Annotated in this window: 14 protein-coding genes and 1 pseudogene; 6 read left to right on the top strand and 9 right to left on the bottom strand. The window is 64.9% G+C overall.

Going from position 1 to position 14,105, the window contains the following annotated elements:
- Positions 1-2 precede the first annotated feature (2 nt).
- Entirely contained in the window at positions 3-425 is a 423-nt protein-coding gene (locus CK220_RS15270; RefSeq protein ID WP_095812326.1) for a GNAT family N-acetyltransferase, read from the top strand.
- Here the strand turns inward: CK220_RS15270 and CK220_RS15265 are convergent.
- A complete protein-coding gene (locus CK220_RS15265; protein WP_095812325.1) occupies positions 422-1,537 on the bottom strand; it encodes an anhydro-N-acetylmuramic acid kinase in 1,116 nt (371 codons plus the stop codon). The two genes, CK220_RS15270 and CK220_RS15265, sit on opposite strands and share 4 nt — an antisense overlap.
- A gap of 189 nt (positions 1,538-1,726) precedes the next feature.
- Here CK220_RS15265 and CK220_RS15260 point away from each other — a divergent pair, with 189 nt between their 5' ends.
- The 3 genes and pseudogenes from CK220_RS15260 to CK220_RS15250 all read left to right on the top strand — a co-directional run bounded on the left by CK220_RS15260 (position 1,727) and on the right by CK220_RS15250 (position 3,916).
- Positions 1,727-2,416, top strand: a complete 690-nt coding sequence (locus CK220_RS15260) for an SDR family NAD(P)-dependent oxidoreductase (protein WP_095812324.1) — start codon at positions 1,727-1,729, stop codon at positions 2,414-2,416.
- 25 nt (positions 2,417-2,441) lie between these two features.
- Positions 2,442-2,666: pseudogene (locus tag CK220_RS15255) on the top strand (ABC transporter permease); the annotation flags it as partial.
- A gap of 230 nt (positions 2,667-2,896) precedes the next feature.
- Complete coding sequence (locus CK220_RS15250; protein ID WP_095812323.1) at positions 2,897-3,916, top strand: isopenicillin N synthase family oxygenase; 1,020 nt, start codon at positions 2,897-2,899, stop codon at positions 3,914-3,916.
- 250 nt (positions 3,917-4,166) lie between these two features.
- Here the strand turns inward: CK220_RS15250 and hpaH are convergent, their stop codons facing one another.
- The 5 genes from hpaH to CK220_RS15220 all read right to left on the bottom strand — a co-directional run bounded on the left by hpaH (position 4,167) and on the right by CK220_RS15220 (position 9,017).
- The gene (gene hpaH / locus CK220_RS15245) at positions 4,167-4,970 is read right to left on the bottom strand and encodes a 2-oxo-hept-4-ene-1,7-dioate hydratase (protein WP_176479098.1); all 804 of its coding nucleotides are present in this window, start codon (positions 4,968-4,970) and stop codon (positions 4,167-4,169) included.
- On the bottom strand, positions 4,967-5,842 hold the full coding sequence (locus tag CK220_RS15240; protein ID WP_095812322.1) for a fumarylacetoacetate hydrolase family protein: 876 nt from the start codon (positions 5,840-5,842) through the stop codon (positions 4,967-4,969). The genes hpaH and CK220_RS15240 overlap by 4 nt, the downstream gene beginning before the upstream one ends.
- 243 nt (positions 5,843-6,085) lie before the next feature.
- On the bottom strand, positions 6,086-7,066 hold the full coding sequence (gene hpaD / locus CK220_RS15230; protein WP_095812321.1) for a 3,4-dihydroxyphenylacetate 2,3-dioxygenase: 981 nt from the start codon (positions 7,064-7,066) through the stop codon (positions 6,086-6,088).
- Positions 7,067-7,078: 12 nt separating this feature from the next.
- On the bottom strand, positions 7,079-8,596 hold the full coding sequence (hpaE, locus tag CK220_RS15225; protein ID WP_095812320.1) for a 5-carboxymethyl-2-hydroxymuconate semialdehyde dehydrogenase: 1,518 nt from the start codon (positions 8,594-8,596) through the stop codon (positions 7,079-7,081).
- A gap of 34 nt (positions 8,597-8,630) precedes the next feature.
- Entirely contained in the window at positions 8,631-9,017 is a 387-nt protein-coding gene (locus tag CK220_RS15220) for a 5-carboxymethyl-2-hydroxymuconate Delta-isomerase (RefSeq protein WP_095812319.1), read from the bottom strand.
- A 224-nt stretch (positions 9,018-9,241) separates the two neighbouring features.
- On the opposite strand from CK220_RS15220, the gene hpaR reads away from it, so the two are divergent.
- Positions 9,242-9,646, top strand: coding sequence for a homoprotocatechuate degradation operon regulator HpaR (gene hpaR / locus CK220_RS15215; RefSeq protein WP_245429218.1), 405 nt, complete (start codon positions 9,242-9,244; stop codon positions 9,644-9,646).
- A 5-nt stretch (positions 9,647-9,651) separates the two neighbouring features.
- Here hpaR and CK220_RS15210 read toward each other — a convergent pair whose 3' ends face one another.
- Both CK220_RS15210 and CK220_RS15205 read right to left on the bottom strand, forming a co-directional pair.
- Positions 9,652-10,161 carry a flavin reductase gene (locus CK220_RS15210; protein ID WP_095812317.1) on the bottom strand — a complete coding sequence of 170 codons (510 nt, stop codon included), beginning with the start codon at positions 10,159-10,161 and terminating at the stop codon, positions 9,652-9,654.
- A gap of 21 nt (positions 10,162-10,182) precedes the next feature.
- Positions 10,183-11,718, bottom strand: coding sequence for a 4-hydroxyphenylacetate 3-hydroxylase N-terminal domain-containing protein (locus tag CK220_RS15205; protein WP_095812439.1), 1,536 nt, complete (start codon positions 11,716-11,718; stop codon positions 10,183-10,185).
- Positions 11,719-11,813: 95 nt separating this feature from the next.
- On the opposite strand from CK220_RS15205, the gene CK220_RS15200 reads away from it, so the two are divergent.
- On the top strand, positions 11,814-12,686 hold the full coding sequence (locus CK220_RS15200; RefSeq protein ID WP_095812316.1) for a helix-turn-helix domain-containing protein: 873 nt from the start codon (positions 11,814-11,816) through the stop codon (positions 12,684-12,686).
- 56 nt (positions 12,687-12,742) lie between these two features.
- Here the strand turns inward: CK220_RS15200 and CK220_RS15195 are convergent, their stop codons facing one another.
- On the bottom strand, positions 12,743-14,098 hold the full coding sequence (locus CK220_RS15195) for an aminotransferase class III-fold pyridoxal phosphate-dependent enzyme (protein ID WP_095812315.1): 1,356 nt from the start codon (positions 14,096-14,098) through the stop codon (positions 12,743-12,745).
- Positions 14,099-14,105 lie beyond the last annotated feature (7 nt).

Here is a 14,105-nt window from a genome sequence, read left to right as displayed (position 1 = left end):
CCATGCAGACGACGCTCGAGATCACCGCCGAGCCCTTGCCGCAGGATCTCGCCCGTGTCGGCGAGGGCCTGTCGGCCTTCAACGACGGCGATGTCGGCGCTTCGGGCAGGAAGACGCTCGCCGTCTTCGTTCGCGACGACGCCGGCGCGATCGTCGCCGGCATTTCCGGTTACACCGCATGGGGCTGGCTGTATGTGCAATGGCTCTGGGTCGACGAAACCCTGCGTGGCCGGCGCATCGCCGCCAGCATGCTGGACGCGGCCGAACGGGAAGCGCTGGCGCGCGGCTGCCAGGCCGCGTGGATCGACACTTTCAATCCGACCGCGGCCAAGGTCTATCAGCGCCAGGGCTACCGGCCGTTCGGCACGCTCGCGGATTTTCCGGTCGGCCGCAGCCGCATCTTCCTGCAGAAGAAGTTGTCTTAACCCGCGAGCTTTCCGCCGCGCATCGGCTGCGGCACCCCGGTGGTGCTCGGAAAGCTGATCGGCAAGCCGCGCAGCACGCGCACCGCGAGGAACGCGAAGCATTCCGCTTCGACCGCGTCGCCCTTCCAGCCGAGCGCCTCGGCTTGCACCACTTCGACGCCGGCGCGCTGGCCAAGCATCGCCATCATGGTCGGGTTGCGGCGGCCGCCGCCGCTGACCGCCAGTCGTCTTGGCCGGCGCGGCAACAGATCGAGCGCCTTGCCGACCGCCGAGACCGTGAAAGCCGTCAGCGTCGCCGCGCCATCCTCGGCGCCGAGCCCGTCCGCCATGGCCTCGCTGAAGTCGAAGCGATCGAGCGATTTCGGATAGGGTTTGGTGAGATACGGATGCTGCAGCAGCCGCTCTAGCCTTGCCTCGTCGACCGTGCCGGCGGCAGCCAGTCTGCCGTCGCGATCCATCTCGCCGAGGCCCTTCGCCTTGATGAAATCATTGACCGGCGCATTGGCCGGCCCGGTGTCGAAGGCGACAATATTGTCTTTGCCGTCCCACCAGGTGATGTTGCCGACGCCGCCCAGATTGAGCACCGCGGTGTCGCCGCTGGCATCGGCCTCTTTGAGCAGCGCCGCATGGTAGGCGGCAGCGAGCGGCGCGCCTTGTCCGCCGGCCGCCACATCGGCCGTGCGGAAGTCATAGGCGATCTTGGTGCCGAGCAGGGCGGCCATCAGCTCGCCGTCGCCGAGCTGGCGCGTGCGGCCGATCCGTCCCGGCTGCGGGGCGCGATGCAGCACTGTCTGGCCGTGGAAGCCGACGACGCCGATGTCCCCCATGCTCATGCCCTGGCTTACGACCAAATCCCTGACCGCCGCCGACTGCGCGCGCGTCAGCGCCTCCTCCGCCTCGCGAAAAATCGCCGGCTGCGGCCCCTCGAAATTCCAGACGCGTGCCTGGCGCAGCGACTCTTCGAGCAGCGCGCGGATCGATTGCGGGTAGGGGGCCAGTTTGTATGTGCCGGTGTCGGCGATGCGCTCGCCGTCGGTTTTAATCAGCGCCACGTCGATATTGCCGTCAAGCACCGTGCCGGTCATCAGGCCGACGGCCCAGATTGGTTCCATGGTCGTTCCTCGAATCGCCGCTGGACCACGTGTCGGACGGATCGGTCCGGCAGGCAAGTCTTTCACCCCACCATTGCTGGCCGCCTTTTGCGCCAAATGGCTAAAATCGAGCAACCACGTTCTTGCCTCTTGTCACCGAAGGCGCGAGCCTGCGGGCTGGAAATCAAAGTATTTCAAGGAGGAAACGGCATGGCCGCCAATGTCGCAGTGATCGCAGGCGCTGGAGCTGGCCTCAGTGCTTCGCTGGCGCGGCTCCTCGGCAAAGAGGGTTTTCGCGTCGTGCTCGCCGCCCGCAATGTCGACAAACTGGCCGCGCTGGTCAAGGAAACCGGCGCGTCGTCCGTGGAAACAGATGTGTCGGACGCTGCCTCCGTCGAGCGGCTGTTCGAAGCGGCCGATAAGGCCGGCGCCCTCGAAATAGCCGTCTTCAACGCCAGCGGCCGCACGCGGGGCCCGATCGGAGAGCTCGATCCCGAGGCGGTCAAACAGGCCTTGCTCGTCGGCGCCTATGGCGGCTTCCTGGTCGGCCAGCAGGCGGCGTGCCGGCTTGCTGAGCGCGGCTCCGGCTCGATCCTGTTCACCGGCGCCACCGCGAGCCTCAAAGGCTTCTCCGGCTCGGCCGGTTTCGCCATGCCGAAATTCGGGCTGCGCGGGCTGGCGCAGTCGATGGCGCGCGAGCTAGGTCCGAAGAACATCCATGTCGCCCATTTCATCATCGACGGCCAGATCGAGCCGCCTGGACAGGCGGCCGAGCCAGACCGGCCGGATCGCCGCCTCTCGCCCGACGCGATCGCCGAGACCTATCTCGCGGTCCACCGCCAGCATCGCAGCGCCTGGAGCTTCGAGGTCGAGCTGAGGCCCTGGGTCGAGACGTTCTGACGATCCGCGCCGAGGTGGCGAGTCGGGCATCGTCGCCGGCTTCACGGTGACACTGGTCACGCTGGCCGGCGCCTCGGCCATGGCCGGCGCCATCGGCGCCGGCGGTCTCGGCGATCTCGCCATCCGCTACGGCTACCAGCGCTTCGAGACCAGCGTCATGGTTGCCGTGGTCGCGGTGCTGATCGTGCTGGTCTGCGGCATTCAATGGGTCGGCGACCGGCTCGTCGTGCGGCTGGACCATCGCGGATAAGCGAAGCGCGAGAAGCGGTGGGCGAGTGGAACGCAATTTGCCGCAACGGCCGGGAATTGAGCGGTGGCTTGCTCCGTTTGCAACGAGATTGGTCGGCCCGTTTCTTCACCTGCAATAACGCGCATGTCATCGTGCGGCGGGGTCGCCAGAGCAATTCCAGGAAAAGTGCGCAGCGGTTTTCCGTCCGGACTTACGAAAACCAAAGAGTTACCGCCAAGAGGAAGCTGTCCATGGCCAGAATAATTCCGGTGCTCGATCTCGACCGCCTGGAACAGGGCGAGTCGGAACTGCGGCCTTTCTTGTTTGATCTGCGCACGGCCGCCCGCGACATCGGCTTCTTCTACCTCAGCGGCCACGGCATTACGCAGCCGGACATCGACGCGGTGCTCGATGCGGCGCGACGCTTCTTTGCTCTGCCGGAAGCCGACAAGCTTGGCATCGAAATGGCGAAGTCTCCGCAGTTCCGCGGCTACACGCGCGCCGGCGGCGAGCTGACCAGGGGCAAGGCCGACTGGCGCGAGCAGCTCGACATCGGCGTCGAGCGCGCGACCATTTCGCAAGGGCCGAGCGTGCCGGCCTGGACGCGGCTGCAAGGCCCGAACCAGTGGCCGGCTGCGTTGCCCGAACTGAAGCCGGCGCTGCTTGCCTGGCAGACCAAGGCGACGGAGGTGGCGATCCGGCTCCTCAAGGCCTTCGCGCTGTCACTCGCTCAGCCGGAGGACGCCTTCGACCCGATCTATCGCGGCGAGCCCAACCACCGCATGAAGATCGTGCGCTATCCCGGCCGCGACGCCGCCGGTGACGACCAGGGCGTCGGCGCGCATAAGGACGGCGGCTTCCTCACCCTTCTGCTGCAGGACGAGAACAAGGGGCTGCAGGTCGAATATGATGGCAGCTGGGTGAATGTGGATCCGATTCCGCAAACGCTCGTGGTCAATATCGGCGAGCTGCTCGAGCTGGCTTCGAACGGATATCTGAGGGCAACCGTGCACCGCGTCGTCACGCCGCCGGCCGGTGTCGAGCGGATTTCGGTGCCGTTCTTCTTCAGCGCCCGGCTCGACGCGACCATTCCGCTGCTCGATCTGCCTGAGGAACTGGCGGCCGAAGCGCGCGGTCCGGCGAGCGATCCCGACAATCCGCTGTTCCGCAATGTCGGAACCAATGTGCTGAAGAGCCGGCTGAGATCGCATCCGGACGTGGCGCGCCGGCACTACGCCGATCTGCTGGAAAAAGCAGCGGCCACCCGCTGAACATTTGCACTGCCTGAGCGAGATTTTTTCACGTTTTGCACAGATTTTGGAATTCTGTTCGTCGCAAACCGACCGGCCAAAGCCCACATAACGAACATCGTCCGGTGTTTTCCTCCCATTGCGCCGGGCGATGTTCCCCTCTGAAGGTTATGACCTTCATTTCTTGGCCGGGCCGCTTTCGCGCCCGGCCTTTTTCTTTTGGGACATCGCAGCCGCGCAGCTTGCAAATTCGCGAAGCGAGGATTGCCGGTTAGGCGAAAGCGATGCGGATCGCACCAAAGAGCCCGAAATCCGAGACGATTCGATCGCCATGCCGGCATTCGACCGGCCGTATGAAGGAGCCCGACAGCACCACCTGTCCGGCCTCGATTTGCATGCCGTATTGATGCAGCCGGTCGGCGAGCCACACAATGCCCTTGGCCGGATGATCGAGCACGCCGGCACCGAGCCCCGTCTCCTCCACCTCGCCGTTGCGCGACACGATGGCGCCGATCCAGCGCAGGTCTGCCTCGCGCGGGCTGGCGGTGCGGCCGCCGACGACGATGCCGGCATTGGCGGCATTGTCCGAGATCGTGTCGAAGAATGTCCTGATCTTGCCCGTCTCTTTGTTCGCCCGCTCGATGCGGGTGTCGAGGATTTCCAGCGCAGGGGTGATGTAATCGGTGGCGTCCAGCACGTCGTCGATCGACAAGTCGGGACCGGCGAGCGGCGCCTTCATGACGAAAGCGATCTCGGCCTCGATGCGCGGCTCGATGAACCGGCCGGCCGGCACCGTGCCGCCATCCGCGAAGAACATGTCGTCGAACAGAATGCCGGAATCCGGGATGTCGATGCTGAGCGCCGACTGCATCGCTTTCGAGGTCAGGCCGATCTTCCAGCCTTTGACCGTGAGCCCTGCTGCGACCTTGCGCTTCACGAGTGCTGCCTGCACGCGATAAGCGTCGTCCATCGTCGCTTGCGGAAAGTCGAGACTGAGCAGCCTGATCTGGCGGCGGTCGCGCTCTGCCTCGAACAGCCTGCGGGCCGCGTCCTCGACTTCGCTCTCCGTCATCATCGGTGAGCCCCTTCGTCGACCACGCCATTGCGCAGCAGGCCAATCCCTTCGGCCTCGACCTCGATCATGTCGCCCGGCTTCAGCCAGACCGGTGGGTCGAAGCGGGCGCCGGCGCCGGTCGGCGTGCCGGTGACGATGACATCACCGGGTTCCAGCGTGGTGAAGGTCGAGATGTAGTTGATGATCTTGCGGAAGGAAAAGATCATGCGGCTCGTGCGGTCCTGTTGGCGCACCTGGCCATTGACGCGTGTGACAAGCGAAATGTCGGCGATCTGCGCCTCGTTCGTGAACGGCACCAGCCACGGCCCAATGGAACCGCTGCGGTCGAAATTCTTGCCCTGTGTGACATTGAACTTGGCGTGCCGCACCCAGTCGCGGATGGTGCCTTCGTTGCAGAGCGACAGCGCCGCGATATGGCCCAGCGCGTCGGCCTCGGCGATCCGCCGCCCGCCTTTGCCGATGACGATGACGATCTCGCCTTCATAGTCGAGCTGCGGCGATTCCGGCGGCCGCACCAAGGGCGCGCCGTGGCCTACAAATGAGCGCGGGAAGCGGATGAACAGCGACGGGTTGGCGGGCGCTGCCTGCCCGTCCTTGTACTCCTCGTTGCGGTCCGGATAGTTGACGCCGACGCAGATGATCTTTTCCGGGAAGGGGACCGGGATCTCGTAAGCGATGTCCTCGACGCGGAAGTCGGCGGTGAAGCCTTCGGCCTCTTCGGCGAGCTTCATGAGCGCGCCGGCCTCGATCACCTGGCGCAGCGTCGTCCATTCGCTGTGGCGCGCCGAAAGGTCGACGACGCCCTTGTCGGTGATCGCGCCATAGCGTGTCTCGCCGCCGGCGATGAAGGTGGCGAGACGTCCCGCGCTCATGCTGAAACTCCGCGATCGGTTCTGATGGCTAACCGGAAGCGTCGAGCTCTACGGCGCCCCCCTCTGTCCTGCCGGACATCTCCCCCACAAGGGGGGAGATTGGCCGGCCGCGCCGCCGGCGCTTGCCTTGCAACATTGAAGATTGGCGAAAGTCGGCGTGACGTCTGATCTCCCCCCAAGTGGGGGAGATGTCCGGCAGGACAGAGGGGGGCGCGAAGGAACGCTATCATCGGAATATCAGGCTCAAGGCGCCACGATCGGCGAGGCCGCCAGATCCGACTGGCGCGGCTCCACGCCGGCAAAGACGCTGCCTTCCTCGAACCAGCTTCTGGGCGCGGGCGCGCCCCACAGCGTCTGGCGCTGCGGGTCCTTCAGGTCCCATTTGATCGGTTCGAGATCCGGGTCGACCGTCTGGTAGTCCGAGCAATAGATCTCGATGCGATGGTTGTCGGGATCGCGGATGTAAAGGAAGAAGGCGTTGGAGATGCCGTGCCGGCCAGGGCCGCGCTCGATGTTGCCGACATAGCCGGTGGTCGCCATCAGGTCGAGCAGGTCGATGATGTTGAGCGGTGTCGGTACCCAGAAGGCGACATGGTGCAGGCGCGGGCCGAGCCCGTTGGTGAAGGCGATGTCGTGGACGCCGCCCTTGCGATGCGTCCAGGCGGCCCACAGCTTCCCAGTCTCGGCGTCTTCGGTGTATTCGGTCACGCGGAAGCCGAGCTCGTTGTAGAAGGCCACCGATTCATCGACATTCGGCGAGAAGCAGTTGAAGTGGTCGATGCGCAGCGGCTTCACGCCCTTATAGAGCGCGTATTTCTGGTGGATCGGCGGCAGCCGCTCCATCCTCGAATAGAATTCGAGTGGAATGCCGTGTGGGTCGCGGGTGCGGAAGGTGCGCGACTGATAGGGCCGCTCGACCCACTCCACAGGCAGGTCCTTGCCCTTGAAGAGATGCGCCGCCTTGTCGAGGTCCTCGTCGGAGAAAACCTTGAAGCCGAGGTCGCGGGCCTCGGGCGTCGTGCCCTTGCGCAGCACGATGCAGTGATGGCCGCGCTCCTCCAGCGCGCGCAGATAGATCGCGTCGCTGGTCTCGTCGGTCACCTGCAGGCCGAGCGTGTCGACATAGAACGCGCGCGATTTCGCCAGATCCGTCACAGCCAGTTCGACATGGCTGAGCCGCACGATGTTGAAGGCAGGGTAGAGGTTGGGTTGGGGCAGGGCCATGAATGTCTCCGGTCAGCCGCCGAGCTTTTGGATCGAATGCGGCGCCGTGGCGAACGCGATGTTCTTGGTTTCCATGTAGAAGTCGCACGACCAGTCGCCGCCGTCGCGGCCGATGCCCGAGCTCTTGACGCCGCCGAAGGGGGTCGGCAGGTGGCGCACATTTTCCGAATTCACCCAGATCATGCCGGCGTCGAGCGCGTCGGTAAAGCGCAACGCGCGGGTCACGTCCGAAGTCCAAAGGTAACCGGTCAGGCCGTATTGCGTGTCGTTGGCCAGAGCCAGGGCCTCGGCCTCGTCCTTGAACGGAATGGCGGTCAGCACCGGGCCGAAGATTTCTTCCTGGGCAATGCGCATCTTGTTGGTGGCGCCGACGAACAGCGTCGGCCTGACATAGCAGCCGCCGCCAGGACCGGCGAACTTGGCCCCGCCCGCGGCGACCACCGCGCCTTCCGACTTGCCGATCTCGATGTAGGAAAGCACCTTTTCTTCGTGCACCGGATGGATCAGCGGCCCGACCACGGTTTCAGGATCGAGTGGATGGCCGATCCTGATGCGCTTGGCCTTCTCCGCCACCAGATCGGTGAACTTGTCGTGCACGGACGCCTCGACCAAAAGGCGCGACGACGAGGTGCAGCGCTCGCCGTTCAGCGAATAGATCATGAAGACGGCAGCGTCGGCGGCGCGCTCCAGATCGGCGTCGGCGAATACGATCACCGGGTTCTTGCCGCCGAGCTCGAAGTGCACCCGCTTCAGCGTTTCCGCGCCTTGGCGCATGATCATCGAGCCGGTGCGGCTTTCACCCACGAAGCCGATCGCCTTGATATCGGGATGCTCGGTCAGCGCGCGACCGGCATCCTCGCCAAAACCGTTGACGAGGTTCCACACGCCCTTGGGAAGACCCGCCTCCTCGGCGATCTCGACCAGCAGCCTTGCGGTGAGTGGCGACAGCTCCGCGGGCTTGTGCACGATCGTGCAGCCTGCTGCGAGCGCCGGCGCGATCTTCCAGGTCGACAGCATGAAGGGCGTGTTCCACGGCGTGATCACGCCGACCGGGCCGATCGGCACGCGCGTCGTCACATTGAGCTGGTTTGGCGCTCTCAGCGAGCGGCCGTCACGCGCCTCCGGCGCGCGGTCGGCATAGAAGCGAAAATTCTCGGCACCGCGCAGCGCAGCCTTGGCCATGAACTTCAGCGACTGGCCGGTGTCCATGCATTCGACGAAGGCGATCTCCTCGGCACGCGCGACGATGGCGTCGGCGATCTTGTGGAGCAGCTTCTTGCGCGCCTCACCCGGGATCGCGGCCCAGTCCTTGAACGCGGCCTTGGCAGCCTTGGCGCCGCGATCGATGTCGGCTGCCTTGCCGCGTGCTACCGCGGCGAGCGGCTTGAGGTCGACGGGCGAGAGCGTCTCGAACGTCGAACCGTCCGCGGCAGGCGCGGCCTCGCCGCCGATCTGGTTGAGCACGCCGTCCTTTCGAAAGCGTTCGAGATAGGCCTCGGCCTTCCTCAGGTTGTCGTCCACAGCCGCCATGATTTTTCCCGTTCCAGATCGTTTGTCGCGCCCGTTACTTGCTGCGGAGTCGCGGATGGATGGCGTTCTTCTTCCAGCTCAACTCGGCGTCGATCTCGCGGATCTCCAGCGACAGCGCAAAATGCGGCGTGGCGAACAGCGATGCGAGATGATCCGTGACTGCCGTGAAGATCGCCTCGCCGGCGCGCTCCTTCTCCTCCGTGCTGCGGCCCTTGCCGATGCGGAAGTTCATGTCGATGAAGCTGTTCTCGGGGAGCCGGTCCGCGATCGCATAGGCATCGGCACGGACGGCGCGCACCCGCACGGCGCCTGGCTCGAACAGGCCGGTTTCGAGGATGATGCGTGAAACCAGCGCGCAAAGCTCGCTCATCTCGACCTTCGCGTCGAGATTCGCCGAATACTCGATCGCCATGTGGGGCAAGGTTTCCTCCCTCTTTTAGTTAACATGTGAATTACATCTTGACGACCAAATGTCAAGCGCTCGTTCTCCTGTCGACGGGGTCGTCGGAGGCGGGATTGCCGCTCTCGGCAAAATCGCGGATATAGCTGCGATCCCGAGCGTTGTTTTTTGTTGCGAGTCGTACTGGACTGGAATTTTTCGGAGACTTGGTTTTGCTGCCGCCCAGCACCCGCCGTTCCCTGCCCATGGCTCTGCTTCGCGCCCGCGAAGTGATCATGGCGCATTTCCGTCCGATGCTTGCTCGCCACGACATCACCGAGCAGCAATGGCGCGTGCTGCGTGTGCTGGCCGAGACCGGTCCGCTGGAAGCGACCGAACTCGCCAACCGCGCTTCGATCCTGCCGCCCAGCCTCACCCGCATCATCAAAGCGCTGGACGAGCGCGAATTCATCACCCGCAACAAGGTCAAGGATGACGGCCGCCGCGCTCTGCTCGCCATCAGCCCGGCCGGCGTGGCGCTGATCGAGGAGCTGGCGCCTGAGCGCACCGCCATCTACGATGCCATCGAGAAGCGTTACGGCGCCGCGCAGCACGAGCGCCTGCTGGACATGCTGGAAAGCCTGATCGAGTCGGAGTCAGCGCCGGACTAGCCCGACTAGCCGCCGAAACTCCCCAGCGCGCTGGGCTGCATGTAGTTGCGTCCGACATAGAGCAGCGCCGCCTCGTCGCTGCCGTGGCGGATGTCGACGACGCGGCCGAACATCACATTGTGCGTGCCGACCTTGTTCACCGCGCCGATCTCGCAGTCGAAGCTGACGATGGCATCGAGCAGTGCCGGCATGCCGGACGGCATGGTCTGCCAGCGCGCCGCGCTGTAACGCTCGGTCATATCGCGGATCGCGCCGGCGAATTTTGCCGCAAGATGCATGTGCGACTGGGTCAGCACGTTGACGCAAAAACGCTGGTTGTCGAGGAACATGCCGGTCTGCGCCGAGCGTTCGTTCATGCACACGAGCAGCGTCGGCGGATCGTCGGACACGCTGCACATGGCGGTCGCGGTGAAACCGCCGCGCCCCGCCGGACCGTCGGTGGTGACGATGTTGACCGGCGCGCAGACCCGCGCCATGGCCTCGCGAAATTCCAGCCTCGCAACCTGCGCCTCCATGCCGGCCCCTCGTCAGTTGGCCTAGGCGGCAAGCGGCGGCAGCCAGGTGTCGCCGGTCCAGCCCTTTTCGTCATAGTCGGCCATGCATTGGTCGACGAGTTCCTCCATCTGCTTCAGCCGGCCACCGCGCTCGGCGCCCTTCAGCACCTGCAGCCTCACCTCTTCCGGCGCGCCGGCATAGTTGAGCTCGTAGAGCGCGTGGCGGCCGCCGAATTCGGTGCCGGTGGCGTCCCAAAGGAGCTTCATGATCTTGATGCGCTCGACATGGCCCATGTCGTTGGAGCCGCGCACATATTGTGCGAGGTAGCGATCAACCTCCGGATTGTCGAAATCGCGCGCCGAGGAGGGCAGATAGATGAGACCCGAGGCGATCACCCGGCGCACCGTGTCGATGACGCGCGGATAGGCCTCCGACATGAAGGTCCGGTAGGCGAGCGCGGCTTCGAGATTGGGCAGCACCGCGCCGTTGGCCCATGGAATGGGATTGTGCGCCATCGCATTGGAAAAGCTCCAGAACATATGCCGCAGCGCAATCACCTCGCCGAGTGCTGCCTGGTTGCCGCGGAAGGCATCGCCGCCGGTCGCGCGCAATGCCTTGGCGAGCAGGCCGGCGAGGAAGTCGAGCTTGACGGCAAAGCGCGTGCAGCCCTGGAAGCAATAGCCATGCATGAAGCCGGACGCCGGATGGAAGGACAGGATTTTTTGCGCGTCGCGCAGCACCAGCACGTCCTCCCAGGGGATGAAGACATTATCCAGCACCAGGATCGCGTCGTTCTCGTCGAAGCGCGACGACAGCGGATAATCGAAGGGATGACCGACGCTGTTGGCTGTCTGCTCGTAGGAGACGCGGCAGAACATCTTTATCCCCGGCGCATTCATCGCCACGATGAACATCACCGACAGCGAGGGGTCTTCGGTCACGGTCGCCGAGCTCTGCGCCAGGAAATTGTAGTGGGTGAGGGCCGACGACGTCGCCACCACCTTGGCGCCCGACACCCAGATGCCGGCATCGTTCTCCTTGGTGATGTGCACGAACACGTCCTTCACCTGCTCGGCCGGCTTGTGGCGGTCGATCGGCGGGTTGACGATCGCGTGGTTCATGAACAGGACGGCTTCCTGCGCGCGTTTGTGCCAGGCGCGCGCATTGTCCTTGAAGGGACCGTACCATTCGGCATTGGCGCCCAGCGTGTTCATCAGCGCCGCCTTGTAGTCGGCGGTGCGGCCCATCCAGCCATAGGTCATGCGCGCCCAGTGCGCGATCGCGCTCTGCTGTGCTGCAAGCTCGGCGGCGGAATGCGCGACGCGGAAATATTTGTGGGTATAGCCGCCCGAGCCGGTATCGGTGGACGAGGTGAGAACCGCTTGCTGGGCGCGATCATGCAGCGCGTCGTAGAGACGCGCCAGCGAACGCACGGAATTGCGCATCGCCGGATGGCTGGTGACGTCGGCCACCCGCTCGCCATTGATGTAGACCTCGCGCCCGTCGCGCAGGCTCGCCAGATATTCGGCGCCCGTGAACGGCCGCGACTTGTCGGCCCGGAAATCTTCCGATCGCATCATGATCCTCCCTTGGATTGGTAGAGAGTAGCCGCAAGCCGCTTGATGGTTTATGGACGAAAGCGCAAAACCGCTTGGACTTTTTCCGGCACTCCATGAGCCAGATCGCCATTCCGGAATTCTTCGTCTACGGCGAGCCGGCGCGGGCGCTCGACGTCGGCTTCCTGCATGTCGAGACCGTGCAAGCCCGTGCTTCCGTGCATCGCGGCCGAGTCCTCGCGCACAAACATCCGCAAATGGCGCAGATCACTTTCTGGACAGGCGGACAGGGTGTCTACCGGATCGAGGACAGGACATGGAGTTTTTCGGCGCCGACGGTGAGCTTCATGCCGAGCGGTGTCGTGCATGGTTTCGACATCGAGCCGGGCACTGACGCCATCGTCGTTTCGGTCGCGGACGCGGCGCTTGCGGCGATCGCGGAGCATTCCGCGCTGCCGCTCGAGCAGCCGGTCTTCGTCACGGGGCGGGGCGAGGCAGCGCTTTGGCAAAGGCTTGGCGATACGATCAGAATGATCCAGATGGAATATGCCGAAGCGCAGGCCGGCGCGGAGAGGATCCTGCCGTCGCTGATCGCAGTGGCGCTGTCAGGCATCGCCCGGCTCGACGCGCAATCGCATGCGGTGACGGTGCCGGCCGCGGTCGCGCTCGGGGGCCGGCTGAGGCGGCTGATCGATCGGCATTTTCGCGAGGATTGGCCGGTCGAGCGCTATGTCGAGGAACTCGGCACCACGCGCCATCTGCTCGACAAGGCTGCGCATCAGGTGCTGGGTTCCGGGGTGCGCCAGGCGATCGGTGACAGGCGTTTGGTCGAGGCCAAGCGCCTGCTGCTGTTCACCATCCGCACGGTCGAAGACATCGCCTATGAGACCGGCTTCAACGATCCGGCCTATTTCTCGCGCTTCTTCCGCCAGGCGGTCGGAATGGCGCCGGCGGCATGGCGGAAGGAAAGGGTGAATGGTGAATGGTGAATGGAACCATTGATCGAGTGCGGTTTACAAGGCTCCTACCATTCACCATTCACCATTCACCGCGCAGCAGCCGTCAACCCCGCATCCAACCCATCCGCGATCTTGGCCACATCCGCCGCCGAGATTACCAGCGGCGGCGACAGGATGATGTTGTTGCCGGAGACGCGCAGCATGACGCCGGCGCCGTAGGCGGCATCGGCCACTGCCGCCATCGTCTTCTTGTCTACCGGCTTCTTGGCGGCGCGGTCCGACACCAGCTCAAGCGCGGCCATCAGGCCCTGGTAGCGCACGTCGCCGACCAGCTGATGCTTCGCCTTCAACGCCTCCAGTGCCTTGCCGAGCTCGACGCCGCGCGCCGCGGCGTTCTCGTTGACGGCGAGCCGCTTTGTCTCGGCCAGAGCCGCCAGACCGGCCGCGCAGCCGACCGGGTGGCCCGAATAGGTATAACCATGGCCGATGGCGCCGAAGCTCGTCTTGTCGGCCTCGAAGACATCGGCGACCTTGGCGCCGATCAATGTCGCGCCGAGCGGGAAATACCCTGAGGTGATCGCCTTGGCGATGGTCATGAAATCCGGCTTCGTGCCGGAGAGCCGCGAGCCTGCCCAGGCGCCTGTGCGGCCGAAACCGGTCACCACCTCGTCGGCGATCAAGAGGATCTCGTGACGGTCGCAAATCGCCCGCACCATCGGCATGAAACTCTCATGCGGAACGATGACGCCGCCGGCGCCAAGTACCGGCTCCATGACGAAGGCGGCGATGGTGTCGGCGCCCTGGAAGGCGATCTCGTCCTCGATCGCCCGGGCGCAGAGTTTCGCGAGCTTTGCCGGATCGGTCTCGTCGAACGGGTTGCGGTAGGTCCATGGCGCCGGCGTGTGGAAGACGCCGGGCAGCAGCGGCTCGTAGTTGCGGCGGAAATTGGCGTTGCCGTTGACCGAGGCGCCGCCGAAATGCGTGCCGTGATAGCCCTTCTTCAGCGCCAGGAATTTCGTGCGGTCCCCCTGACCGCGGATCTTCCAAAATTGCCGGGCGAGCCTGAGCGCCGTCTCGACCGAGTCCGAGCCGCCCGAGGTGAAGAAGGCGCGCACCATGCCTTCCGGCGCGAACCATTCGGTGAGCTCGTAGGCGAGCTCTATCGATGGTCCGGTCGAGGTGCCGCGAAAGCCGGAGTAGTAGGGCAGGGCGTCGAGCTGAGTTGCCATCGCCTGCTTGATCGGATCGCAGCTGTAGCCGAGGTTGACGTTCCACAAGCCGCCGACAGCGTCGAGCACGGCGCGGCCTTCGGCATCGGTGACCGAGACGCCTTCGCCCTTCATGATGATCCTCGGCGGCACCGCCCGCATCTCGGCCGGATGGGCCATCGGATGCCAAATCGGCTTGGCGTTGTTCTCGGTGAGGAAGTTGATGTCACGCATCGGGAAG

The organism is Mesorhizobium sp. WSM3860 (assembly GCF_002294995.1).
Taxonomy (GTDB): Bacteria; Pseudomonadota; Alphaproteobacteria; order Rhizobiales; family Rhizobiaceae; genus Mesorhizobium.
This window is presented reverse-complemented; position numbering and strand designations above follow the sequence as displayed.